General features: G+C 66.0%; 16 protein-coding genes. 7 read left to right on the forward strand and 9 right to left on the reverse strand.

Features of this window, described 5'->3' with window-relative positions:
- The first annotated feature begins 35 nt into the window (after positions 1-35).
- The 6 genes from AC127K_RS07950 to AC127K_RS07975 all read left to right on the forward strand — a co-directional run bounded on the left by AC127K_RS07950 (position 36) and on the right by AC127K_RS07975 (position 10,102).
- Complete coding sequence (locus tag AC127K_RS07950) at positions 36-1,370, forward strand: hypothetical protein (RefSeq protein WP_483720138.1); 1,335 nt, start codon at positions 36-38, stop codon at positions 1,368-1,370.
- Positions 1,367-1,942 (forward strand): hypothetical protein, encoded by a 576-nt coding sequence (locus AC127K_RS07955; protein ID WP_294538684.1) that lies wholly within the window; start codon positions 1,367-1,369, stop codon positions 1,940-1,942. The genes AC127K_RS07950 and AC127K_RS07955 overlap by 4 nt, the downstream gene beginning before the upstream one ends.
- A gap of 58 nt (positions 1,943-2,000) precedes the next feature.
- On the forward strand, positions 2,001-7,694 hold the full coding sequence (locus tag AC127K_RS07960) for an ATP-binding protein (RefSeq protein WP_483720139.1): 5,694 nt from the start codon (positions 2,001-2,003) through the stop codon (positions 7,692-7,694).
- Entirely contained in the window at positions 7,691-8,737 is a 1,047-nt protein-coding gene (locus tag AC127K_RS07965) for a hypothetical protein (RefSeq protein ID WP_483720140.1), read from the forward strand. The genes AC127K_RS07960 and AC127K_RS07965 overlap by 4 nt, the downstream gene beginning before the upstream one ends.
- Before the next feature lie 21 nt (positions 8,738-8,758).
- The gene (locus tag AC127K_RS07970; protein ID WP_483720141.1) at positions 8,759-9,451 is read left to right on the forward strand and encodes an MBL fold metallo-hydrolase; all 693 of its coding nucleotides are present in this window, start codon (positions 8,759-8,761) and stop codon (positions 9,449-9,451) included.
- Between the two features lie 81 nt (positions 9,452-9,532).
- Positions 9,533-10,102: a DMT family transporter gene (locus tag AC127K_RS07975; RefSeq protein WP_483720142.1), complete on the forward strand. Its 570-nt coding sequence runs from the start codon at positions 9,533-9,535 to the stop codon at positions 10,100-10,102.
- Here the strand turns inward: AC127K_RS07975 and AC127K_RS07980 are convergent.
- Positions 10,099-11,400: a sensor histidine kinase gene (locus AC127K_RS07980; protein WP_483720143.1), complete on the reverse strand. Its 1,302-nt coding sequence runs from the start codon at positions 11,398-11,400 to the stop codon at positions 10,099-10,101. The genes AC127K_RS07975 and AC127K_RS07980 overlap by 4 nt on opposite strands.
- On the reverse strand, positions 11,394-12,062 hold the full coding sequence (locus AC127K_RS07985) for a response regulator transcription factor (RefSeq protein ID WP_483720144.1): 669 nt from the start codon (positions 12,060-12,062) through the stop codon (positions 11,394-11,396). Before AC127K_RS07985 ends, AC127K_RS07980 begins: the two co-directional genes overlap by 7 nt.
- Before the next feature lie 135 nt (positions 12,063-12,197).
- Between AC127K_RS07985 and AC127K_RS07990 the strand changes: the two genes are divergently transcribed.
- Entirely contained in the window at positions 12,198-13,244 is a 1,047-nt protein-coding gene (locus AC127K_RS07990; RefSeq protein ID WP_483720145.1) for a hypothetical protein, read from the forward strand.
- 63 nt (positions 13,245-13,307) lie between these two features.
- Here the strand turns inward: AC127K_RS07990 and AC127K_RS07995 are convergent, their stop codons facing one another.
- The 7 genes from AC127K_RS07995 to AC127K_RS08025 form a co-directional block, all read right to left on the reverse strand.
- Positions 13,308-14,300: an alpha/beta hydrolase gene (locus AC127K_RS07995; RefSeq protein WP_483720146.1), complete on the reverse strand. Its 993-nt coding sequence runs from the start codon at positions 14,298-14,300 to the stop codon at positions 13,308-13,310.
- Between the two features lie 199 nt (positions 14,301-14,499).
- A complete protein-coding gene (locus AC127K_RS08000; RefSeq protein WP_483720147.1) occupies positions 14,500-17,079 on the reverse strand; it encodes a response regulator in 2,580 nt (859 codons plus the stop codon).
- A gap of 168 nt (positions 17,080-17,247) precedes the next feature.
- On the reverse strand, positions 17,248-18,600 hold the full coding sequence (locus AC127K_RS08005) for an ABC transporter permease (RefSeq protein WP_483720148.1): 1,353 nt from the start codon (positions 18,598-18,600) through the stop codon (positions 17,248-17,250).
- A gap of 3 nt (positions 18,601-18,603) precedes the next feature.
- Positions 18,604-20,439 carry a COG1361 S-layer family protein gene (locus tag AC127K_RS08010; protein ID WP_483720150.1) on the reverse strand — a complete coding sequence of 612 codons (1,836 nt, stop codon included), beginning with the start codon at positions 20,437-20,439 and terminating at the stop codon, positions 18,604-18,606.
- Between the two features lie 19 nt (positions 20,440-20,458).
- The gene (locus AC127K_RS08015; protein ID WP_294540990.1) at positions 20,459-21,175 is read right to left on the reverse strand and encodes an ABC transporter ATP-binding protein; all 717 of its coding nucleotides are present in this window, start codon (positions 21,173-21,175) and stop codon (positions 20,459-20,461) included.
- Positions 21,176-21,327: 152 nt separating this feature from the next.
- Positions 21,328-22,884, reverse strand: a complete 1,557-nt coding sequence (locus AC127K_RS08020; RefSeq protein WP_483720151.1) for a sensor histidine kinase — start codon at positions 22,882-22,884, stop codon at positions 21,328-21,330.
- Positions 22,874-23,548: a response regulator transcription factor gene (locus tag AC127K_RS08025; RefSeq protein WP_294540986.1), complete on the reverse strand. Its 675-nt coding sequence runs from the start codon at positions 23,546-23,548 to the stop codon at positions 22,874-22,876. Before AC127K_RS08025 ends, AC127K_RS08020 begins: the two co-directional genes overlap by 11 nt.
- Positions 23,549-23,595: the final 47 nt, after the last annotated feature.

The raw sequence follows: 23,595 nt of genomic DNA on the forward strand, positions 1-23,595 counted from the left end.
CCGGAATTCCGTGAAAAAAGGAGCGTGCAGATCATATGCGCCGATCAGTTTCATCGGCCGCGGAAGAGCGGCCAAAGCCGGCCAATACCCAGGATTTTTATGAAAAAGAGAGCATGGACCTCCCGGCAGAGGAGGACCTGGAGGAAGGGGAAAAGGAAGACCTGAAAAAAGAGCGGGAAAGACGCCCGCCCGAACCGGGCACTCCGGCGGACAGACTGCAGCAGGTGTATCTGGAATACATCCGGCTTCTGCCCCCCGGAAAGACCTGCACCCCGCGGCAATGGTGGGACACACCGGCCAAGGAAGAGGCGGTGGAAAAACTGTACCGTGCCACCTATGCCTACTGCAGGAAAAAGATCAAGGCAAGGCTTACAAAAGGGGGCCTGTGGCCCAGTGAACTTCCCACCGAAACCGTGACCGTCTTCCAGGACGCCTTTCTCAAGATCATGGCCGACCTGTGCGTCCACAGGAAAAAACAGATCCCGGTCTGTCATTATGCGGGGCTGGCCACCCGGCTGTGCCGCAACCAGGCCTCCGACTATCTCAAGCTGCTTCATCCCGGTAGCAAATACGAGATGGGCCCCCGGCGCCGCAGCGACTACAACGCCCCCGGGGAACCGGCACCCGGGGAGGAAAAAAAGCGGGGCGACCCGGTCCAGAAGATCCGTCTGGCGGACCCCTACATCCGGGATGAGTCCGGCTTTCAGCTGGACGAGGGCCTTTTTCAGAGCGATGAGGACAACATCCTGAACGAACTGGAACACAGGCTGGAACTGCAATGCCACGACCAGGTCCTGCTGTGTTACGTCCGGGCCCTGCTGAGCTACAGGGGGATGGCGGGCAAGGGGCTGGCCCTGTGTTACGGCCGCATCCTGTACCAGCTGACCGGCCGGTTCGACCCCGAATTCGGCCTGCCCGCCGCCCAGCGCTGGGACCCCCGGGACCGGGAGCGGGCGCAGGTCCGCCCGCCGGTGCGGGAAGGCCAGCTGAAATTCCCCCAGCCCTCCGATTCCTGTTCCGCCGTCTGGGCCATGGCCCATATGAAGGACAAGACGCTGGGAACCCTGTGCGAGGAAAGCCAGCAGGAATTTTCCTGGTATTTCCGGATGCCGGTGCGCTGGGGGTGGGCGTTCCGGCGGAATCTGAACAAGACCGTGCAGCTGGACGGTGTATCCTGCCGGCTGGCGGAGGTGCCGTACGGCCGGCTGTATACCCTGGAGCAGGTCCGTACCTGGTGCGGGTCGGTCCATCCCCAGATGCTGTCCGGCGCCTACAAGCGGATCATGAAGAACGAGGCGCTGTCGGATTACTGCTGCCTGAATCTGCCTACCTCCGCCAAAAAGTTTCTTGACAAAGGAGACAATCGATGAGCCATATCAACGACAAAACGCTGTATGACCTGACCCGTCGGGCCATGCGCGGGGAGCAAGCGACCCCGCAGGATGAAGAATATCTGGACCATATCCGCAGCTGCGAATATTGCTACCGGCGGTATGCCGTGCTGGCTCAGCTCTTTGATCTGGTGGGCACGGGGGAGCCGTCCCCGGTCCTGGCAGCGGTGGAGCTGCACCTGGACCGGACCGGGGAAGGGCTGCGGGCCGCCTTCCGCCGGGTGGAGGATGCCGCGGCGCGCATCGGCTTTTTCATTCCCGCAGCGCCGGTCCCGGCCGGTGCCCGCGGTGCGGCCGGCCCGGACCCCGTGGTGCGGGTGGACGGCACCGAGACCGAGGAGGATATGATCGCCTACGACACCCGCCGGCATACCCTGACGGTGCAGCTGAGCCTGCAGCAGCACCCGGGCCTGCAGGCCCGGGCGGAGGTGTACACCCGGGATGGGGGCTGCCTGGTGCTGCCCCTGCGGGAGGAGGACGGCGTGCTGTACGGCACGCTGGAAAATTTCCAGGAACCTGAGGCGGAGATCCGCCTGGTGGAATACCACTGATCGCCGGAACGGGCCGCCGGACGGCCTGAAAATCAAAATAGAAAGGACGGAAATCACCATGTCAAAACTCATGGAAAAGAAGTTGGCCAAACTGGAACCCGGCACACGGGTGGAACTGAAATTCAACGATGGCGACAGAGAACGAAGACTTACCGGCATCATCACAGATACCGATCATGAAGAAGGACTGGAACTGACCGCGGACGACGGCGAAGTGATCTGCCTGTCTTATGGGGAAGTGCTGCTCTTCCGGCAGACGGAAGCAGGCGCTGCCCCGGCAGCCCCCGCAGCCCCCGCAGCCCCCGTGGCCGAGACCCCGGCCCCGCCGGCGCCGCCGGCCGTGGAAAAACCGGCGGACAGTCAGCCGGCCCCGGTGCGGGATTTCCGGCCTTTTTATCAGACGTCCCTGGAATGGCCCCAGCTGCGGGACGACGAACTGAAACAGGCCTTTGACGCCCTGCCCAAGTCCACCAAATCCCTGCTGGTGGGGCAGTACAACAGCCTGCTGTTCGGCATGCGCAACAACGACGCCTACAAGGCCCGTCGGGCGGCTATGCAGATCCGGGGCATCCTGCAGGAAAACCCCGCCGTGGCCGGTGAGTACCGCACCGCCCTTTTCTGCGGCTGTCTGATACGCCGCACCGGGGAGGACCCGGAGGAGGTCTTTGCCCGGGGGCGGGCCTATCGGGAAGCCGCCCTCAGCGCACGGAACGCCAACCGGTATGAGGAAGCCGGCGCCTACGCGGCCATGGGCATCTGCGCCGGCGCCCGGGGCGAGGAGCTGAACCAGCTGTTCACCCTGCTGGACGAAGCCTGCGTGGCCGCCGGAGACCTGCAGGTGGTGGTCTGGCTGTCCGAACACGCCGGGGACCTGCCCGCCGGATATCTGGACGAACTGGCGGCCCATCTGGCGGCGGTGGCCGGGGTGCCTCTGCCCAAGGGCAGCGCCCTGAGCTATGCGGTGCGGCTGCTGGAAAGCCATTATCCCGGTTCCGGCGTGCTGGACTGCCTGCGCCGGCGCAGCGGGGAACTGGCCGACGCCGAAAAGCAGGCCGCCGAACCCGAGGCGCCCCCCGAGGAAGAGGAGGAACCCCTGATCCCCCAGGAACAGCAGGACCTGCTCTGCGGCACCATCATCCGGCTGAGCTGGGTGGGGGAACGGGGCACCATCGAGTACGACCAGGGCACGGTGACCTTCTCCTATGAGGATATCATCAACATCACCCTGAAAAGCAGGATCCGCACCCAGCAGTGCGCCGACATGGGCGGCAAGTTCATCAGCGTCTGCTTCCGGCTGCGGGGCGGGCAGGCGGTGGCGGTGCAGCCCGGTGCCCCGGACCTGGCCCGGAACGCCCTGGCCGAAAGCAATGACAGGAAACGCTTTGAGCGGACCTGGTACTGGGTGGAGAAGGCCCTGAACACCCGGGCCCGGCCCGAAGCCCTGGACCTGGCGCTGACCACGGCGCTGACCCAGTACAACGCCACCGGTCTGACCGAACCGCTGCAGCGGGCGGCGGAGCTGTGCCGCGTCCACCGGGACGACATGCCCCAGACCTGGCAGGCCTACGCTTCCCTGGCCCAGGTCTGGCGCAATCTGGGGGAGATCGGGCAGGCTCTGTCCACCCTGGAGGATGCGGAAAAGCGGTGCAATGAATCCAAATCCTATCCCACCATCCTGCAGCGGGAAATGAGCATCCTGAAAAAGCAGTACGACACCACCGGCGAACTTCCCTGGCTGGAACGGCTGGCCCACAAGAGCCGCCAGTTCCGGCAGTTCGTGACCAGTCACGGGGAGCTGCGGGGCAACATGAACCTGCAGCGCTCGGTGAACGGGGAGTGCGTGGTCAACCTGCTGCAGCACGCCTGCGCCGAGGACGACCCCGAAAGCGTCCGGGCGCTGCTGCCCCAGCTGCATGAGGACTGCGTGACCCAGGAGGTCTACACCGCCATCATGGTCCAGGTCAAGGCCCTGGAGGAAAAGCATGCCGTCAAGGCCGAGGAGGTCCCGGTGGTGGAGGAACTCCCCACTGCCCAGGCGGAGGAAACGGACCGCCCGGAGGAGGAACCGGAGCAGACGGCGGAAGAGATGGAGGAGGAAGCGGCGGAAGAGCCGGAGGAGCCGGAACCCGCCCCCTACACCGACCCGGACGGCTGGGCCAAGCTGAACCTGAGCCGCCAGCAGGTCATCGACTATGCCCTGGGTCTCAAGGGGGAATACCGCCTGCCCCGGATGCTGGCCTACCTGAAAGCCGGGGCGGAACTGAACCCCGAAGCCCTGCTGCCGGTCTACCGGGTGGTCAGTCTGGCGGCGGACAACCCCGCCTTTGACTGCGATTACAGCGTGGGCCACCTGCTGGAACTGCTGGCCGGCGGCGACAGCGACTACCCCGTGCTGAACAATTACTGCATGGCGGCGGCCTGCCTGCGGGCGGCGTTCACCAACGGCAGCGTCTACGGCTACAACATCGGCTCCCTGCACGACAGCATCGACGCCTTCAACGAGATCCCCAGCCTGAATGAGATCTACGAGCTGCTGTGCCAGTTCAACAAATGGACCAACTGTGCGGTGGACGGTCTGGCCGACTACCACAACCTGGACATGAACGGCCAGAAGAAGAAGCTGGAACAGACCCTGCACCGGGCCCGCAACCTCTACCAGCAGTTTGTGCTCACCCCCCCGCGGGAGGACGCCAGCTTTGCCCGCAACGTGGAGACCAAAAAGATCGCCTTTGCCCGGGACGGCATGCCCGCCGTGCTGCTCAAGCAGATCATTGAGGACGACACCGAAGCCATGGCCGCCTGCCGGGATGACTTCCGGGACCGGTGGATCACCGCCGGCAAACCCCTGACCGCCGCCTCCATCTCCGCTGAGAGCATCGACGCCTACATCAACGAATGCTGGAACCGGGCCGGGGAGAACATGGACATCAAGCACCGGGCTGCCCGCCTGCAGGGCAACCGGCGCAACAACCTGCGCAGCAGCCTGCAGAACATCCTTGCGGTCATCTGTGACTGGTACGACCTGAGCAGCCAGGGGGTCACCGCCCAGCCGGCGGAAAGCCCCGCCCGGGCGGAATACCGCCGTATCCGGGGCCAGCTCATGGAGCGGCTGCGCACCCTGGGGGCGGACTGCGACCGCCTGCGCCGGGGCGCCGGCGCGGAACAGGACTGCGGCCTCTACCTGCTGGAAACCACCGCCCGGGACCTGTATGACCGGCTGGAGGGCAGCTGGAGCGAGGACGCCCGCCGGTATCTGTATGTGGACTTCCTGCGCAGCGACTGCCTGCTGCTGGACGAGGACTACCTCCCCGACACCCGGGCCACCTTCTGCGCCCTGGGCGGGTACAACGTCCTGGCCCGCATCCGCCGCCACTGCGAGACCGACCACCCCGCCCTGGAAGAGCGGCTGGTGGACATCTATTCCGCCGACCCCAGGAACAACGACTACGGTTCCGCCGAGCTGATCCGCAGCTATCTGGTCATGACCGGGGCCGACCTGCCCGAAGCCCTGCCCGCCGACCCGGCGCCCTATATGGAGCAGACGGCCCTGCGTGCCCAGCAGAACCTGGGCCGCTTCCGGGAAGATTACATCCTGGCCCTCAGCCGGGGGCAGATCATCCAGAGCGACCCCTTCCTCATGAGCATGGAGGAGACCGTCCGCCGCTGGTACCTGACCTGCGGGGAGACCGGCAACTATGGGTTCTGGTTCAAGCTGGTGGAGCAGTGCTATGCCCAGATCCACCAGGTGGCCGCCCAGTACGGGGTCCAGCTCAAGGACCAGCTCACCGCCCTGGTGGCCAACAACCCGGCCTTCTTTGCGGCGTCCCCGGAAGTGGAAGGGGAGATCGGCAAGCTCATCGAGGTCCAGAACTACACGGTGGCCGAAGACTGGATGAACCGGGTGCGCCGGGGCGACTTCGACGTGCGGTTTGAATCCAGCGAGGCCATCGGCTACCTGCAGCAGTTCTGGCAGGAATTTGAGGACAACTTCCGCCTGGTGCGGGACGTGGCCCTGCCCCTGCGCTCCATCCTGCTGCGGGGCAATGCGTCCCAGGACCGCCGGGGCGCCCGTCCCCTCATCGAAAACTGGCCCTCCAACGACAGCAGCGCCACCCCCGAGCGCATCCACCGGCTGCTGACCTGCCTAGGCTGGACCAACATCCAGGTCTCCTCCGTCCGGGTGAACAACGGCAGCACCGAGCTCTACCGCGTGGTGGAGCGGGATCACAGCGAAGGGGCCCGCACCCCCCAGCATCCCATCGCCGACTTCGGCTCCCGGGTGGCCGGCACCGGGTTCTGTGTGGCCTGCCTGTACGGAAACTATGACTGTGACCGGCTGCTGGCCCGCTTCAAGGCGCTGGACAACCTCCGCGGGGCCAAGCTGGTCCTGCTGGATTACCCCCTCTCCATGCCGGAACGGCGCAAGCTGGCCCGCAAGATCAAAAAGAAGGAGACCGGCCTGTCCACCACCTACCTGCTGCTGGACCGGGTGCTGCTGGCATTCCTGGCCAACCATTACAACGACGCCACCATCAACCGCATCCTCATGGCGGCGGGCATGCCCTTCGCCTACTACCAGCCCTATGTGGCGGACTCTTCCAACCCCATGCCGCCGGAAATGTTCATCGGCCGCAAGGACGAACTGCTCAAGATCGAACGCCCGGGCGGCGTGAACCTGATCTACGGCGGGCGGCAGCTGGGTAAATCGGCCCTGTTCAAGAAAGCCCGCATCGACATCGACGGTCTGGAAGGCCGCCGCGCCGTGCTGGTGGACCTGTCCGGCTGCGACTGCGCCCGGGCGGCCCGCAAGCTCTCCTGCGAGCTGGCGGACCTGGAGATCCTGCCCCGCAGCAGCGAGACCGAGAACTGGTCCGACCTGGCCCAGGACATCAAGACCCGCCTGCGGCAGGAGGAAGCCCCCATCACCTATCTGCTGGTCATGCTGGATGAGGCCGACACCTTCGTGGAGGACTGCAAGAACTGCAACTACCAGCCCCTGGCCGAACTCAAGGACATCCAGCAGACCCTGCCCGAACGGTTCAAGTTCGTGCTGGCCGGTCTGCACAACATCGTCCGCTTCAACCGGGAGGTGGCCCTGGGCCGCAACGCAGTCATCACCCATCTGCCCTCCCTCAACGTCAAGCCCTTTGAGACCCCCGAAGCCCACGAACTGCTGGTGCAGCCCCTGAGCTATCTGGGCTTCCTGCTGGAAGACCGGGTGCTCATCTCCCAGATCCTGGCCACCGCCAACTATTTCCCCGGCCTGATCCAGATGTACTGCCAGAAACTCATCGAGTCCATGCGGCAGAGCAACTACGCCGGCTACAACCAGGCCTCCACGCCGCCCTACCGCATCACCGAAGACCACATCCGCCGCGTCCTGGCCGACAACAACTTCCTGGCCGAGATCCACAACAAGTTCGAGATCACCCTGCGCCTGGACCAGGACCAGGGCTCCTATTACTACACCATCGCCCTGCTCATCGGCTGGATGTACACCGCCATGCCCACCACCACCGGCTACACTGCCGAGGACCTGATCCGTCAGGCCGGGGACCTGGGCCTGCATACCCTGACCAGCCTGAGCCGGGAACAGGTGGACACCCTGCTGCAGGAGCTGTATGACCTGAACATCCTGCGCAGCACCGGCAAGGACACCTACCTCTTTGCCAGCAAGAACTTCCATGACCTGCTGGGCAATGAGGAGGAAATCTTTGAAAAACTGGTGCAGATCGGAGGCGGCAACGGATGAACCATGCCCAGATCTGGTGGCGGCAGGTGGGCAGCTCCCTGCGCCTGTGTCAGGCCGTGGTGCACAGGGCCTGCGCCGAAACTTCCTTTGTGCTGTACCTGCCCCGGTCCCTGCCCTGGCAGGATGAATTCTACGATATCATGAAAGACCGCCTCTCCTCCCTGCGGGGGGACCGCACGGTGAACTTCCTGGACTGCACCGGGGAGGACCCGGGCCGGCAGGTGCTGCAGGAACTCTGCGCGGAGGACGTGCGCACCCGGTACTGGCCCGGGCAGAGCTACGCCGACTACCTGGGCGGCCAGACCGACATCACCCTGAACCAGATGTATGTCTGGGTGCGGGGCATCCGCACCGCCGGCCAGCTGGAATCCTGGCGCACCTTTGCGGCCCGGTATGACGGGGCCGCCCGGGCCGCCGGGGGGCTCCATGCCCTGTTCCTGCTGGAATACCGCACCGACCATCCCCGGGCGGACGGCGGGGTGGTGTACACCCCGTCCGGGGCGGACTGCCAGGTCTTCTGCCTGGAAGCCGCCGCCCTGCAGCCCTGCCCTTCCGCTGACTATCTGGCCTGTCTGGCCCAGAGCGTCAGCGGCGGGGACCCGGAGCTGGCCGGCGCCCTGATCCGGCAGGGGGACCCCTTCCTGCAGGAGCCCGAAGCCTGTGCCCGACGGCTGCTGGACGGGGGCTGCAGCGACAGCGGCCAGCCCTTTGCCCCGGCCGGCGACGAGACCCTGCACCTGCGGGTGTGGCGGGCCCAGATCATGGTGCTCTTTGCCCGCGTGGAGGAAAAGCGGCTGGAATATATCCGGGCCAACCTGGACCGTCTGTCCGGGTGGATGCCGGTGCAGGCGGAAAACGGCGCCCTGATCCGGGAACCCTGGGACCTGGAATTCGGCAACCTGTTCTTCCTGACCCGCCGGGGCGACACGGATTTCACCCGGCAGGAGACCGAGATGATCCGCCTTTGCCGGGACGTGCGCAACCTGCTGGCCCACAATGAGCTGGTGCCGTATGACAAGGTATCCCTGCTGCTCAGCGAATAAATGCCAAGGAGGCAATCCCATATGCTGCAGACAAAACTTCTGTGTCCTGATCTGTATGAACTGTATGATGGCCGGGTGCGGCAATTCCTTCTGCTGGGCGGGGAGGAAGCCTTGCTGCTGGACACCGGCTTTGCCCAGAGCCATGTGATGGAAAAGGTGCGGACCCTGACCGCCCTGCCGGTGCGGGTGCTGCTGACCCACGCAGACCCCGACCACGCCGGCGGCCTGGAGGATGTTGCCCGGGCCTGGGTCCACCGGAAGGACTGGGGACTGGTCCGGGCGGCAGCGGAACTCCATCCGCTTCAGGAGGGGGATGAATTCCGCTGCGGCGGCTGGCACCTGCATGTCATCGAGATCCCGGGCCACACCCGGGGCAGCGTGGCCTTTGCGGATTATGACCGGAAAGTGCTTTTTCCGGGCGATTCGGTGCAGGATGGCGGACCCATTTATCTGTTCGGGGATCACCGGGACCTGCACCTTTACATCGAGAGCCAGAAAAAGCTGGAGGCCATGGCGGACCGGTTTGAAACCATCTATCCATGCCACCACGCCTGCCCGGTGACCCCGGATTTCATCGGCAAAAACCGCCGGGACGCCGAAGCCCTGCGGGCGGGGACCCTGCCCAGCAAACCCACCCCCGGCATGCCCTGCCGCACCTACCACGGGCAGTGGACCGATTTTTATTGTACCGAGGAGGACCGCACCCGCCCCTGAGGGCCGGCGGCCGCCAAAAAATCCCCCGGCACCGGAAACACCCGGCGCCGGGGGAACTTTTGCTGGAAGGAGAGAAGGAATATGAAACAGAATGCCCGCAGTCTGGCGGCCCTGCACGGGGCCGTCATGCTCTTCGGGCTGTCGGCGGTGCTGGCGCGCCGGGTGGCGGTGCCGGCGGTGCTGGTGGCGGGGGTGCTCATCACGGTGCCCTCCTTCTCGGTGACGGACAGCGCCGGGGCGGGGGCTGCCTGGGGCATGGTGTCCAGTCTGGCCTATGGGGTGCTGACCCTGTGCAACCGCCGTCTGTCCGCCGGCTACCCGGCCCGGGTGGTCTGCCTGTATGAGCAGGGCACCGCGGCCCTGGTGCTGCTGCCCGCCTTTTTCCTGGTGCGGGCGGTATGGACCCCCGCCGATCTGGCAGGGGTGGCCCTCATCGGATTTGTCTGCACCGCCCTGGCCCATTCTTTGTATGTGGCGGCCCAGAAACGGGTGTCTGCCCGCACGGCGGGGCTGGTCTCCGGGCTGGAAACGGTCTACGGCATCGCCTATGCCGCACTGCTCCTGGGCGAGATGCCCACCCTGCGGGAACTGGCGGGCGGAGCGCTCATCCTGGGGGTGGCGGCCTGGTCCACCCTGCACCCGGCGGATTAGGCCGCCGGCAGTTCCACCGTGAAGGTGGCGCCGCTCCCCGGGGTGTCCTCCAGGGTCAGGCCGGCCCCCAGCAGGGCGGCCAGTTCCCGGGCCACGCTCAGGCCCAGACCGAAATTCTGTTTGCGGGTGCGGCTCTCATCCCCCCGGTAAAACCGGAGAAAGACCTGCGCCTTGGCTGCGTCGGGAATGCCGGGACCGTGGTCGATCACCGAGAACCGCACCGCGGAACGCCGCCCTGCCGTCGTCTGCAGGGCAAGGGTCACCGGCGTTCCCGGCGGGGTGTGGTCCAGGGCGTTCTGCACCAGGATGGACAGCAGCTGGGTCAGCCGGGGAGCGTCGGTGGTCAGGGGCGGAACCGGGGTGTCGGGCAGGTCCAGGGTCAGGGGATGTCCCTTGGCCCGGGCCAGCAGATAGAACTGCTCGTACACCTCAATGCACAGGGTGTCCGGCGCCACCGGCCCGGGGTGCAGGGAAAGGGCGCCCGCTTCCCCCGCCGCCAGGATCAGCAGGTCGTCGGTCAGCAGGGCCAGCCGGTCGGTTTCCCGTCGGGCCGCGGCCAGAAAACTCTCCCGCTGCGCCGCGTCGGCGGTCCCGGCGGCGGTCAGGCTGGCCTTGATCACCGCCAGGGGGCTGCGCAGCTCGTGCCCCGCCGCCGCGATGAACTCGTTCTGGTGCTGCCACGCCTGCCGGACCGGCCGGACCATCCGTCCGGCCAGCAGCCAGCCCGCCCCGCTCAGCAGGGCTGTCCCCGCCAGCCACAGGGCCGCCAGGAACAGGGCCGGCCACAGGCCGAAGGCCAGCCCCGCAGGCTGCAGCAGAAACAGCTCCAGCCGGTGGGCATCGCCCCGGGGCAGCACCGCCGCCGCTCCCCGCCAGGAGCGTCCGGCGGTGTCGGTCACGGTGAAGGACACCAGCTGGAACACCATATTCCCCTCCCGGTCTGTCCGGTCCGGGTCCAGTCCGGCCCCGGCGGCCTGGGCGGCGGCCAGGTCCAGCAGCGCCGCCGTCCCCGGGAACTGCCGGTTCTGCCGGGAAAACAGGGTGGGGGTCCCGTTGTCGGTCAGGTCCAGGATCCCTCCTGCGGCCTGCTGCCGCTGGGTCAGCCAGCTGTCCTTCACCGACTGGGCCTGGGTCAGGCTGTCGCACAGGCTCTGGGCGGTGTGCAGGAACAGGGCGTCCGCCGCCTCCCGCTGCTGCTGGCGGTACAGCCAGCCTCCGGCGGCCAGGGCCGCCGTGAGCACCGGCAGGGTGAGCAGCACAAAGAACAGGGTCAGGCGGCGGTGCAGCGTCTTTACCATGGGCCCACCTCCAGCCGGTAGCCGCTGCCCCGCACCGTTACCACCCGGACCCGGCTGCCCACCCCGGTCAGCCGCCGCCGCACAAAATGGATGTAGCAGTCCAGGCTGGCCTCCTCCACCTCGGCCAGAGGCCCCCACACCCGGGCCAGCAGCACGCTGCGGGGCTGCAGCCGTCCGGGGGCGCGCATCAGCGCTTCCAGCAGTTCGCATTCCTTGCGGGACAGCACCGCGCTGCCCGCAGGACCGGTCAGGGTCAGCTCCCCGGTATCCAGCCGCAGGTCTCCCGCCGTCAGGGCAGCGGTGCCCCCGCTGCGGCGCAGCAGGGCCCGCAGGCGGGCCAGCAGCACCGGGGTGTCAAAGGGCTTGCCCAGGTAGTCGTCCGCTCCCGCGTCCAGCCCGTCCACCGTGTCCCCCGCACCGGCCAGGGCGGTGAGCATGAGCACCGGGGTACGCACCCCCTTGGCCCGGGCCGCCCGCAGCAGGGTCACCCCGTCCAGTCCCGGGAGCATCCGGTCCAGGATGCACAGGTCATACCCGCCGCTGGCCAGCAGCCCCAGACCTTCCGGTCCGGTGTGACAGAATTCCGCCGTGCCCAGTCCGGCCAGTGCCGGGGCCAGGGCGGCACACAGGGCGGTGTCGTCCTCAATGAACAGGATGCGCATACCAAACCCCTCCTTCATTTCCAGTATACCAGATTTATCTTGAAAAGACCTTGAAAAACTTTCCCCCTTTTTCAAGGACAATTCAAGGCGGGCGGGGTAGAATGAAAGTACCGAAACCGAAAAGGAGGAACCGCCATGAAATCCCTGAAATTGCTGGCCTTGTCCCTGGCCGCTGCCCTGCTGGCCGGGTGCGGTCCTTCGGAAGCGCCCGCCGCCACCGCCGAGACCGCCGCCCCCGCCGTCTGGCACTGGGAAGCCCAGACGGTGGACCTGCAGGGGGCTTCCGCCGTGGGGGAGATCGTCTGCAAAGCGGACGGCACGGTGCAGTTGTGCCTGTACGACAAAAGCAATGGCGAATACCGGATGCTGCAATCCGCCGACAGCGGCGAAACCTGGACCACCGCCTCTCTGGGCTGGATGACCGGGAGGCTGAACAGGGAGGAAGAGATCCGGTATGCCATGTGTTCCCCCGACGGAACCTGGCTGGTCTGGGTGGGGCACAAGGTGTGGAGCACCGAAGGCGGGACCACCTATCTGATGGGAAAGGAAGGCCAGCTCACCCAGTGGAAGGTCTCCGACCTGCTGCCCGACTGGGAGCTGATAGCGGCGCCTGCCTTCCTGGGGGACGGGCGTCTGGCCTTTCTGCCCGCCACCCCGGAGCTGGGGCTGCCCTCCGACCTGGCGGTGTATGACCCGGCCACCGGCAGCTGCACCACAATGCCCGGGGTGGGGGAGCAGGCTTACTCCTACTGGGAGGAAGAAAAAGACAATGCAGGGGAATGGATCGCCCGGGGCGGTATCTTTGCCCAGTGCGGGGCCGGGAACCGGTATGTCTACATGACCTATGGGGCCAACGGGGTCCAGCTGCGGGCCATCGACCCGGATGCCGGTACCAACACCCCGCTGCTGGAGGAGGTACCCGGCGGGGCGGTGGAGGCCATGGACGGCCTGCCCGACGGCACCCTCTACTTCCTGAACGGGGAGGGCATCTGGCAGCTGGCGGCGGGGGGCACCCTGCCCGAACTGGTGGTGGAGACGGCCGGGGCGGGCATGGGGGCCTCCTCCCCCGAAAACCGGGTGTCCGCCTACCTGGGCCGTGCCGCAGACGACAGTTTTCTGGTGCTGACCCACGACTCTTACGGCGCCAGCGTCCTGACCCGGTACGCCATGGTGACGGAATAAAAGCAAAAACAGCGGTCCCCGAACGGGGGCCGCTGCTTTTTTATGGAAAAGTATGGAGAGCGGTTATTTCAGCCAGGTGCGGAAGAATTCTTCCAGCTTGTGGAAGGGGATGGCGTTCTTGCCGCCGCCGTCGTACAGGTCGGTGTGCACCGCGTCGGGGATGAGCAGCAGCTCCTTGTTCTCCGGGCAGGGGTTGCCCTGCATCATGGCGGCAAAGGCGTCCTTGCCCATGTAGCAGGAATGGGCCTTCTCCCCGTGCAGGATGAGCACGGCGCTGCGGATCTCGTGGCTGTACTGCAGGATGGGCTGGTTCAGAAAAGACATGCAGCCGATGATATTCCACCCGCCGTTGGAGTTCAGCGACCGGGCATGGTAGCCCCGGGGAGTCTTGTAGTAGTCGTAGTAGTCCTTCACAAAGAAGGGGGCATCCTCCGGCAGGGGGTCCACCACCCCGCCGCCCAGGGCGTAGGTGCCTGCCCGGTAGTCGGCGGTGCGCTGGGCGTTCAGGGCCTTGCGCTTTTCGTGGCGGGCGGGCTCGCTGTCCTCGGCGTCAAAGTAGCCCTTGGCGTTGATGCGGGCCATGTCGTACATGGTGGACACCACCGTGGCCTTCACCCGGGTGTCCAGGGCAGCGGTGTTCAGGGCCAGACCGCCCCAGCCGCAGATGCCGATGATGCCGATCTTCTCCGGGTCCACGTCCGCCCGGGTGCTCAGGCAGTCCACCGCCGCCTGGAAGTCCTCGGTGTTGATGTCCGGGGAGGCCATGTACCGGGGCTCGCCGCCGCTCTCCCCGGTGAAGGAAGGGTCAAAGGCCATGGTCAGGAACCCCCGCTCCGCCATGGTCTGGGCGTACAGGCCGGAGGCCTGTTCCTTCACCGCGCCGAAGGGCCCGCACACCGCCAGGGCCGCCAGTTTCCCTTCGGCATATTTGGGGCGGTAGAGGTCCGCCGCCAGGGTGATGCCGTACCGGTTGTGAAAGGTGATCTTTTCGTGATCCACCTTGTCGCTTTTCGCAAAAGTCTTGTCCCATTCCCCGCTCAGATGCAGTTCTTCCATGGTATACCGTCCTTTCGGTTCCCGGCCGGGGATGCCGGGGCAGCGTTTCCGCCCCGGGACCCGGCTTTCTGCTTCCAGTATACGACCCCGGTGGCGATATGTCTAATAGTTGTATTGCATACCATGGTATGCTTGCAAGGCATGCCACTTTTCCAAGAAAACCGCCCCGGGCGGGGGCCGTCCGGGGCGGGGAAATCCGTTACCGGTGCAGGTATTTCTGCAGCAGGCGCAGCAGCTCCCGCATGTCCAGGGGTTTGGCGATGTGGGCATTCATGCCGCAGGCCAGACATTTCTGGATGTCCTCGCTGAAGGCGTCGGCGGTCATGGCGATGATGGGGATGATCCCGGCGTCGGGGCGGTCCAGGGCCCGGATGGCCCGGGTGGCCTCAAAGCCGTTCATCTCGGGCATGCGCAGGTCCATGAGGATCAGGGCGTAGGTGCCGGGGGCGGCGGCGGAAAACTTGTCCAGGCAGGCCTTGCCGTTCTCCGCCCAGTCCAGGGTGAAGCCCTGGGCGCTGAGCAGCTCGTTGGCGATCTCCCAGTTCAGTTCGTTGTCCTCCGCCACCAGCAGGTGCACACCGGTAAAGTCAGGGGCGCTGTCCGGGGCGCCGGCTGCCCGGGCGCCGGACTCCTCCGCCTGGGCAAAGGGCAGCAGCCCGTGGTACAGGGTGGATTTGAAGAGGGGCTTGGCCAGAAATCCGGTGATGCCCGCAGCCCGGGCTTCCTGCTCGATGTCGCCCCAGTCGTAGGCGGAGATGAGCAGGATGGGCACCCCGTCCCCCACGGCGGCCCGCAGGCGGCGGGCGGTCTCGATACCGTCCATATGGGGCATCTTCCAGTCCAGCAGCACCACATGGTAGTCGTGTCCGGCCTTGTGGCGGGCTTCGGCCATGGCCACGGCCTCCTCGCCGCTGCCGGCGCACTCGGCCCGCACCCCGATCTGGCGCAGGCTTTCGGCGGCGGTGGTGCACAGCTGTTCGTCATCGTCCACCACCAGCATCTCCCAGGGCGGCAGCTGCAGGGGTTCGCCCTCGTCGGGGGCGATGCCCAGGTCCAGGGTCACATGGAAGGTGCTGCCCTTGTCCGGCTGGCTTTCCACCGTGATGGTGCCCTGCATCTCGTCCACGATGTACTTGGTGATGGCCATGCCCAGGCCGCTTCCCTCGGTGCGCTGCACCCGGCGGCTGTCCTCCCGGGCAAAGGAGTCGAAGATGCGCTTCTGGAATTCCTCCGACATGCCGATGCCGTTGTCCTTGACGATAAAGTGGGTGCGCACGAAGTCCTCCCCTTTGGGGGAAGGCTCCTGGGAGACGGTCAGGGTCACGGCCCCGCCCTCGGGGGTGAATTTCAGGGCGTTGGAAAGCAGGTTCAGCAGCACCTGGTTCAGGCGCACGCTGTCACAGTAAAGGGTCTCGTGGCCGATGCTCTGGATAAAGACGTCAAAGGTCTGCTTTTTGGTCTTGATCTGGGGCTGGAGGATGCTCACGATGCCGTCCACCGTTTCCCGCAGGCTGATGGCGTCAATGTTCAGGGTGAGCTTGCCGCTCTCGATCTTGGACATGTCCAGCACGTCGTTGATGAGTCCCAGAAGATGCTTGCTGGACAGGGAGATCTTGCGCAGGCAGGAGCGCACCCGGTCGGGGTCCTCCACGTTGGCGGCAGCAATGGCGGTCATGCCCACGATGGCGTTCATGGGGGTGCGGATGTCGTGGCTCATGTTGGAGAGAAATTCGCTCTTGGCGCGGCTGGCGTGTTCCGCTTCCCGCTGGGCCCGGGCCACCTCGGCCAGCTGGCGGCGGGACATGCGGAAGTAGAGGAAAAAGACCAGCAAAGTGGCGGCCAGCAGCAGCCCGCAGCCCACCAGGGTGCACATCAGCTGCCAGCTGCTCAGGTCGGCCACCGCCTCGTCCAGGGCGCCGTAGGGCATGACGGTGATGAGGTACCATTCGGAGTTGTTCAGGGGCGAGCAGTACACATGCCGCCGCTGGCCGTCGGTGACCATGGCGAAGCTGAACATCTGCCCGCCGGCAATGGCCTGCTTCAGTTCGGCCACCGCCTCCTGGGTGGTCATGCCGTCAAACCGGCTGTGGTTTTCCAGCCAGTCGAAATAGTTGTCCGCCTGGATCTCGTCGTTGTTTTTCAGCACAAAACGGCCGTTGGTCTCGATGATATGGGAAAAGATCAGGGTGTTGTCGATGCTCAGGGAGAGGGTATCGTTGATGGTGTCCAGGGGCACCCCGGCCAGCAGGGCGGTGCACTGGCTGCCGTCCGGCATGGGGTAGCCCTCGGACAGGGGATAGCCCACCGACACCCCGAAGAGCAGCAGACCTTCGCCGTCGGCGGTATCGGCCATCACCACCTTGGGGTCGCCCCGGTTCAGGGAGGCCAGGAACTCGTCCTCCTCCCGGATGGTCACCGGCTCCCCGTAGAGCACATCCGCCTTGCCCTCGGTGTTGTACAGGGCCAGATATTCAAAATCCCGGGCCCGGGCGGCGGTGGACATGGACCGGATGACGGCCTCGTCGATGGTGTCCACCCTGGCGGGGGGCACCGCCAGGGTGATGCCCTCCACCTGGGCCAGCTGCATCTCCACCAGGGAATCAAAGTGCCGCTGCAGCTGTCCGTTGATCTCCTCCATGTACAGGTTGGCCACCTGGGTCAGGGTCTGGTCGCTGCGTTCCACCATGACCCGGGTAATGGTCCCGAACACCGCCACACACAAGGCGGCCAGACAGATCAGGCTGACCCACAGGAAGGTCAGAATCCGTTTTCTCGTCAAAACAAAATCCCCCCGCCGTTTTTCCAGAGTTATCTGGCACTATTATACTCCTTCCGGGGGCAAAATGGTAGCGTGCATCAAAAAGGCGGCCGTGTCCGCCATGGGACACGGCCGCCTTGCGAGAAGGGAAAGAGAAAGAAGAATAAGAGAATGGCATAAATAAGGGGGTCAGTCGCTCTTGATGGCTTCCAGGGCAGGCACCTGCACCGCCTTGTTGGCGGGGTAGTAGCCGGAGCCCAGCCCGATGAAGATGGAGAACACCGCCGCGAAGAGGTAGAGCCAGGGCGGGATGACCGACACCCGGGTGATGCCCTCCCCGCCCAGGATGGCGGGCAGGAGGTTGGCGGGGTCGGGGCCCAGGGACACCAGGTTGATGATGAGGGAGATCACAAAGCTGATGACGCAGCCGATGATGCCCCCGATGAACCCGATGGCCCCGGCCTCGGCCAGGAAGAGCACCCGTATATCGTACACGTAACAGCCCAGGGACTTCATCACGCCGATCTCCTTGGTGCGTTCGGAGATGGACATGATCATGGTATTGGTGATGCCCAGGGCCGCCACGATCAGGGAGATGGCCCCCAGACCACCCAGCATGAGCTGTTTCTGGCGGGCTTCTTTTTCCATGGGTTTGCGGATGCTTTCCATGGATTCGGTGGAGTAGCCCAAATTCTTGATGGCGGTCTCCACCGGGTCCACCTGCTTGATGCCGCTGACCTTGACCAGGATGGAATCATAGGCGGAAGCGTTGGCGTTGGGGGTGGTGCGGCCGCCCCCGGCCCGCTTGAGCAGGGCCTGCAGGTCGGCCACGCTCATCATCACCCCGTCGGAGGTCTCGTAGCCTTTGGCGTTGTCCTCCTTCACGGCGCCCACCGGTTTCAGGGGCACTTTGAAAGTGCTGCCGTCGGCCCCGGTCACCTCCAGGGTCAGGGGCTGCTTCAGGGGGTCAAAGTAGGCGTCGGGGGGCGGCAGCAGCCGGCCGTCCTCGTCCATGCCGCTGTCCCACCGGTTGATGGTGTTGGCCCCTTCCGGGCGCAGGGTATCCCGGAAGTTGTAGGCAAAGTACTGGCCCAGCGCCACCTCCCCCTGGGCGGCGGGGTAGTTGCCGTCGGTGAGCTGGTAGCCCATCTTGTCCATCTGGGCGGTGTCCAGTCCGGCCAGCATGGACCAGTCGGCCACATACCGGTTGCCCGGACCTGCCAGCAGCCGGCAGGTGTAGGCGTCAAACCCCAGCTTGGGGGTCACCCCCTCCACCCCGTCCAGCTCCCGGATGGTTTTCAGCAGCTTGTCGTCCAGCTTTTTCTTGCCGTGGCCTTTCTGGGGGGCGGTGACCGTGATGATGGTCAGGTCCCCCAGCTCGGCCAGCAGCTTTTCCTGGCTTTCCTTCATCCCGATGCCCAGAGACACCATGATGACGATGGAACAGCAGCCGATGAGCACACCCAGCACGGTCAGGATGGTGCGGGACTTGCGCCGCAGCAGGTTCTGCAGGCAGACCCGCAGCAGGTCTTCGTGTTTCATGGGTCAGTCCTCCTGGTCGTCGTCGTTCCAGGCGGTGTTGTCCCAGGCGCCGGTGCCCCAGTCGTCCGGGTCACGGGCCTTGTCCCAGTCGGAGCCTTCCTCCGTGTTGGCCAGGGTCCGGCGGCGGATCAGCACCACCGCCCCGGCAATCAGCCCGCCGGCGGGAATGACCAGCAGCACCGGCCAGGGGAACTTGAAGCCCTCCTCGGCTGCTTCGGGCACGTCCATGCCCAGGTCGGCATCGTCGGCGCCTTCGGCGGCGGTGAGCTCCACCGGGAACTCCAGGGTACGGGATTCCAGGTTGGGGTCCTCATAGCTGACCTTCAGGGTCACCTTCACCGGGCCGGCCTGGTTGGGGGTCAGGGCAAAGCCGATGCTGCCGGTGGCCCCGGCGGCGATGTTGCCCACGAACTGGTTGCGGGCGGCCACGTCCACCCCGTCGCCCTCCACCACGGCTTCCACGTTGGAGACTTCGGTCTTGCCCCGGTTGACGTAGTTCAGGGTGAGGACGCATTCCTCGCCCACGGTGCAGCTTTCGGGCAGCAGGGGGGCATTGACCTGGAACCGGTCCTTCTGCACCACCGGCACGGCCACCTTCACCTCGGAGGAGGCGGCAGTGCGCTTGCCCCCGTCCACATACTCATACTTGAAGGAGACGGTCACCGCCTGGGCGCCGCTCTTGGCGGTGGGCAGGGCCTGCAGGGGCACGGTCTGGCTCTGCTCCCCCTTGGCGGCCACCGAATCGTAATAGAAGGTGCTGGTGCCGCCGTCCAGGGCGAAGTTCTCGCCCCCGTCGATGCTGGCCACCACGTTTTCCACCTTCATCCGGCCCATGTTCTGGAACTTGAAGGAGAGGGTGAACCGGGACCCGGCGGCAATGTTGGCATCCCCGTAGCTGAAATCCCGGATGACGATGTTGGGGGTGGCGCTGTCGGTGCCGGGACCGGGGGTGACGGTGGGGGCGGCGGACAGGTTCAGCTTGTCGGAGGAGGTGGCCTGCAGCGTCTGGCCGGCACTCTCATAGCCGTATTTCAGGTCCACCTGCAGGGACTGGGACCCGCTGGTGATCTCCTTGGCCGCCTGGATCCGCAGGGCCACGGTGGTGCTCTTGCCCGGTTCGATGTCCGGCAGCACCACGTTGCTCACGTCGTTGGCGATGAGCAGGGACTCGGAGGCGGAGAAGGAGGCCAGGGGCTTGATCATCTTGGTGCTGCCGGCGTTCTGGATGGTCACCACGATGTCGGCGGCCTCGTTGGCCCCCAGGGGCTTGGCCAGGGCCGACCGGGTCACCAGCACCGGCGGGGCGGCCTGCTCCTTGGGCTGGACCGGTTCGGGGGTGGGCGCCGGGGTGGGGGCCACATACTCCTCCGCCTGGGTCACGGTGAGGGCCAGGGTCTGGGGATTGCCGCTGCCCTTGCGGGCGATGCTCAGCTTCAGGTCCCGGCCGGTGCCGCTGTAGGTCACCCCGGCGCAGGTCAGCCGCAGGGTCAGGGGCTCCTCTTCCTGGGAGAGCACCTCCACCGTGGGGGTGCAGGCGGAAAAGCTGTCCAGCAGCTTGCTGAAATCGTAGTCACTCTGGACAAAATCCCGGGTGAGCAGGGCGGTGTCCTTCACGGTGACGGACAGGTCGGTTTTGTCCCCCCGGCGGATCACATCCCGTCCGGCGGTGTAGTTCAGGGTCAGGAAGTTGGGGTCTGCGGGGGCGGGTTCCGCAGCGGCCCCGGCGGCGGGCGGTGCGGGCAGAGGGGCGGGCGCTTCCTCCGCAAAGGCGGGCAGGGCAGCCCCGGCGGTCAGGGTCAGGGCCAGCAGCAGGGCGGCGGATTGGCGGGCAAACAACATGGAGCATCCTCCTTTTATCTTATGGGCGGCGCCGGGTCTCGTCGCTGACGATCTCCCCGTCAATGAGCCGCACGATGCGGTCGGCGTAGGCAGCCATCTCCGGGTCGTGGGTGACCAGGATGATGGTCTGGTGATAGCGGCGGGCAAAGGTGCAGATCATCTCCATGATCTCCACGGTGGTCTTGGAATCCAGGTTGCCGGTGGGTTCGTCCGCAAAGACCACGTCCGGCCGGGCGATGAAAGCCCGGGCAATGCCGGCGCGCTGCTGCTGGCCGCCGGACATCTGGCGGGGAAAGTGGTCCAGCCGGTGGGAAAGCCCCACCCGGCAGAGCATCTGGCGGGCGGCCTCCTCCCGCTCCTTGCGGGGCACGCCGCGGAACATCAGGGGCAGGGCCACGTTCTCGGTGGCGGTGAGGTTGGGCAGCAGGTTGTAGGCCTGGAACACAAAGCCGATGTGCCGCTGGCGGAAAGCCGCCAGCTGGTTTTCGTTCAGGCGGGAGATGGGCACCCCGCCGATGGACACCAGGCCCCGGGTGGGCTTTTCCATCCCGGCCAGCTGGTTCAGAAAGGTGCTTTTGCCCGAACCGGAGGTGCCGAAGATGCAGCAGATCTCCCCCCGCATGATGTTCAGGTCGATGTTTTTCAAAGCCACCACCGTCTCATCCCCCAAAGGGTACTCCTTGCGGATGGAGCGCACCTCGATGAGGGGGCGCTTTCGGGGGCAGGGATTGTTCATATGGTTCACCTCCGTCTGTCTTTCTGGGACTGAGTATACAGGGGTAACCTTGGTTCTTCCTCAAGGCAACCTTAAGATTTCTAAAGAAAGACAAAAAGCCGGGGCGGAAAAGCCATGGCTTTTCCGCCCCGGCAGGGCAGGCAGCAGAAAGATCAGGAAGGCAGGGGCAGCCGGATGAGAAAGGCGGCGCCCTCGCCGGGGTGGTTGTCCAGGGTGATGGTGCCTCCGTGGAGCTCCACCAGGCGGCGGGTGATGGAAAGCCCCAGCCCGCTGCCGCCCCCGGTGCGGGCGTCGCTGCCCACCACAAAGGGCTCAAAGATGGCGGCGGCCCGGTCGGGAGGGATGCCCTCCCCGTTGTCCGCCACCGTCAGCACCGCCCACCCGGGTTCCACGGCCAGGGTCACGGTGAGCAGGGTGCCCAGACGGTTGTACCGCAGGGCGTTGCCGATCAGGTTGTCCAGCGCCCTGCCGAACTGGAAGGGGTCCAGGGAGCAGGGGCAGGGCGTTTCGGGGATGGACACTTCCAGGGTGAAGCCCGCCAGCCGGATGGTGTCGTACTGGTTGGCCAGGTATTCCCGCAGGTACTCGCACAGGTCCAGCTCCCGCCGCTGCAGCCCGAACTGGGGATGGTCCACCTTGCTGTATTCATGGAAGGCGTTGATCAGGCGGGTCAGGGCCTCGGTGCGGGTGCGGATGGCGGCCAGGTACCGCTCCTGCTCCGCCGGGGGCACCTTGCCGTCGGCCAGGGCGTCCACATACCCCGCAATGACGGTCACCGGGGTCTTCAGGTCGTGGGAGATGTTGGCGATCATCCGCTGCCGTTCCCGGTCCAGATGTTCCCGCTCCCGCTCGCTCTCGGCCAGTCGGGCGGAGAGCTCGTCCAGACTGCGGCCGATGCGCTGCAGCTCCTGTACCCCGCCGCAGTCGCCCACCGGCTGGGGGGTGCCCCGGGCCTGGGCGTCCAGGGCGGCCCGCAGCCGTTCCAGAGGCGGGCGGATCCGCCGCCCCAGCCGCCCGATGAAGAAGGCCAGGGCCAGGGCGTACAGGGGCAGGGCCGCCAGCCAGATGACCCAGCCCCGGTCGGACACCCGGGCCAGGGCTTCCTCGTTCAGGGGGGCCATGCAGAAGAGCATCACCCGCCCGTCGGCCAGGTCCGCCCGGTAGAGGGTGCCGTGGGCGGGGTAGGTCCCGGACAAAATGGCATACTCCCGGGGTGTGTAGGCGGTCTTGCCGGGGTCCAGCGCCCCGGACAGCACCTTGTAGTCGGCGTCCAGGGCCATATCCCCGGTGATCTCGGCGGTGCCGTCCTCCCGCAGTCGGGCGCGCAGCACCCGGTACCGCACCGGACCGCCCTCCGCCTCGGGAAAGGCTTCCAGGTATTCCCCGCCGTGGTAGTCGGCCACGCAGGCCAGCTCTCCGGCAGTCAGGGGGGCGGGGGCATCCCCGGCCCGGTAGAGCTCGGCGCCGGCGGCATCCAGCACCGCAAAGCCGTTGCCCGTCCCGTGGAGGTATCCGTCCAGCTCTTCGTACCGCCCCTGCTCCAGGGCAGGGTCCCACAGCAGGGCGTCCCAGTCCACCGGGGTCAGCAGCCGCTCGAACTGCCGGTCCCACACCCAGTAGATGCCGCCGGCCAACAGCAGCAGGACCAGGGTGAAGAGCAGATAGTTCTTCACCAGCAGGGAGAACAGCCGGTCTTCCTTACGCTTCAATCTTGTACCCCAATCCCCGGATGGTCACAATGTACCGCGGGTTCCTGGGGTCGTCCTCGATCTTTTCCCGCAGTTTGGAGATGTGCACCATCATGGTGTTGTCGTTGCTCTCAAAAAATTCCCCCGCAATGCCCTCGTACAGCTGGACCTTGGTAAAGATGCGCCCCGGCGCCCGCATGAGCTGGGCCAGGATCTTGTACTCGGTGGGGGTCAGGGCAATGGGCTGCCCCGCCTTGTACAGCTGCATGGCGGCGGTGTCCAGGGTCAGCTCGCCCACGGTCAGGGCCTCCCGGCGGGTGCCCCCCGCCCGACGCAGATGGGCCTTCAGCCGGGCCACCACCTCCATGGGGTTGAAGGGCTTGGCAATGTAATCGTCCGCCCCCAGGTTCAGCCCCAGGATCTTGTCGTTGTCCTGGCTCTTGGCGGACAGGATCAGGATGGGGATGTCGCTGGTGCGGCGCAGGGCCCGGGTCAGCTCGTACCCGTTCATCCGGGGCATCATCACGTCCAGGATGGCGGCGTCGGGGCACTGGGTCAGGGCGGCGGACAACGCTGCCTCCCCGTCGGCGGCTTCCAGCACGGTGTAGCCCTCACTTTCCAGGTACAGCCGCAGCAAGTTGCGGATGTCGGCGTCGTCCTCGGCAATCAGGATGGTGGCGGCCATGGTTTGGGCCTCCTCTCGTCATTTTTTTCAGCATACAACAGGGCGGC

The sequence above is a fragment of the Subdoligranulum sp. DSM 23681 genome (assembly GCF_057005535.1).

Coding starts and splice junctions, on each gene's coding strand:
- AC127K_RS07950 (WP_483720138.1), top strand. CDS start 36: ATGCGCCGATCAGTTTCATCGGCCGCGGAAGAGCGGCCAAAGCCGGCC.
- AC127K_RS07955 (WP_294538684.1), top strand. CDS start 1,367: ATGAGCCATATCAACGACAAAACGCTGTATGACCTGACCCGTCGGGCC.
- AC127K_RS07960 (WP_483720139.1), top strand. CDS start 2,001: ATGTCAAAACTCATGGAAAAGAAGTTGGCCAAACTGGAACCCGGCACA.
- AC127K_RS07965 (WP_483720140.1), top strand. CDS start 7,691: ATGAACCATGCCCAGATCTGGTGGCGGCAGGTGGGCAGCTCCCTGCGC.
- AC127K_RS07970 (WP_483720141.1), top strand. CDS start 8,759: ATGCTGCAGACAAAACTTCTGTGTCCTGATCTGTATGAACTGTATGAT.
- AC127K_RS07975 (WP_483720142.1), top strand. CDS start 9,533: ATGAAACAGAATGCCCGCAGTCTGGCGGCCCTGCACGGGGCCGTCATG.
- AC127K_RS07980 (WP_483720143.1), bottom strand. CDS start 11,400: ATGGTAAAGACGCTGCACCGCCGCCTGACCCTGTTCTTTGTGCTGCTC.
- AC127K_RS07985 (WP_483720144.1), bottom strand. CDS start 12,062: ATGCGCATCCTGTTCATTGAGGACGACACCGCCCTGTGTGCCGCCCTG.
- AC127K_RS07990 (WP_483720145.1), top strand. CDS start 12,198: ATGAAATCCCTGAAATTGCTGGCCTTGTCCCTGGCCGCTGCCCTGCTG.
- AC127K_RS07995 (WP_483720146.1), bottom strand. CDS start 14,300: ATGGAAGAACTGCATCTGAGCGGGGAATGGGACAAGACTTTTGCGAAA.
- AC127K_RS08005 (WP_483720148.1), bottom strand. CDS start 18,600: ATGAAACACGAAGACCTGCTGCGGGTCTGCCTGCAGAACCTGCTGCGG.
- AC127K_RS08010 (WP_483720150.1), bottom strand. CDS start 20,439: ATGTTGTTTGCCCGCCAATCCGCCGCCCTGCTGCTGGCCCTGACCCTG.
- AC127K_RS08015 (WP_294540990.1), bottom strand. CDS start 21,175: ATGAACAATCCCTGCCCCCGAAAGCGCCCCCTCATCGAGGTGCGCTCC.
- AC127K_RS08025 (WP_294540986.1), bottom strand. CDS start 23,548: ATGGCCGCCACCATCCTGATTGCCGAGGACGACGCCGACATCCGCAAC.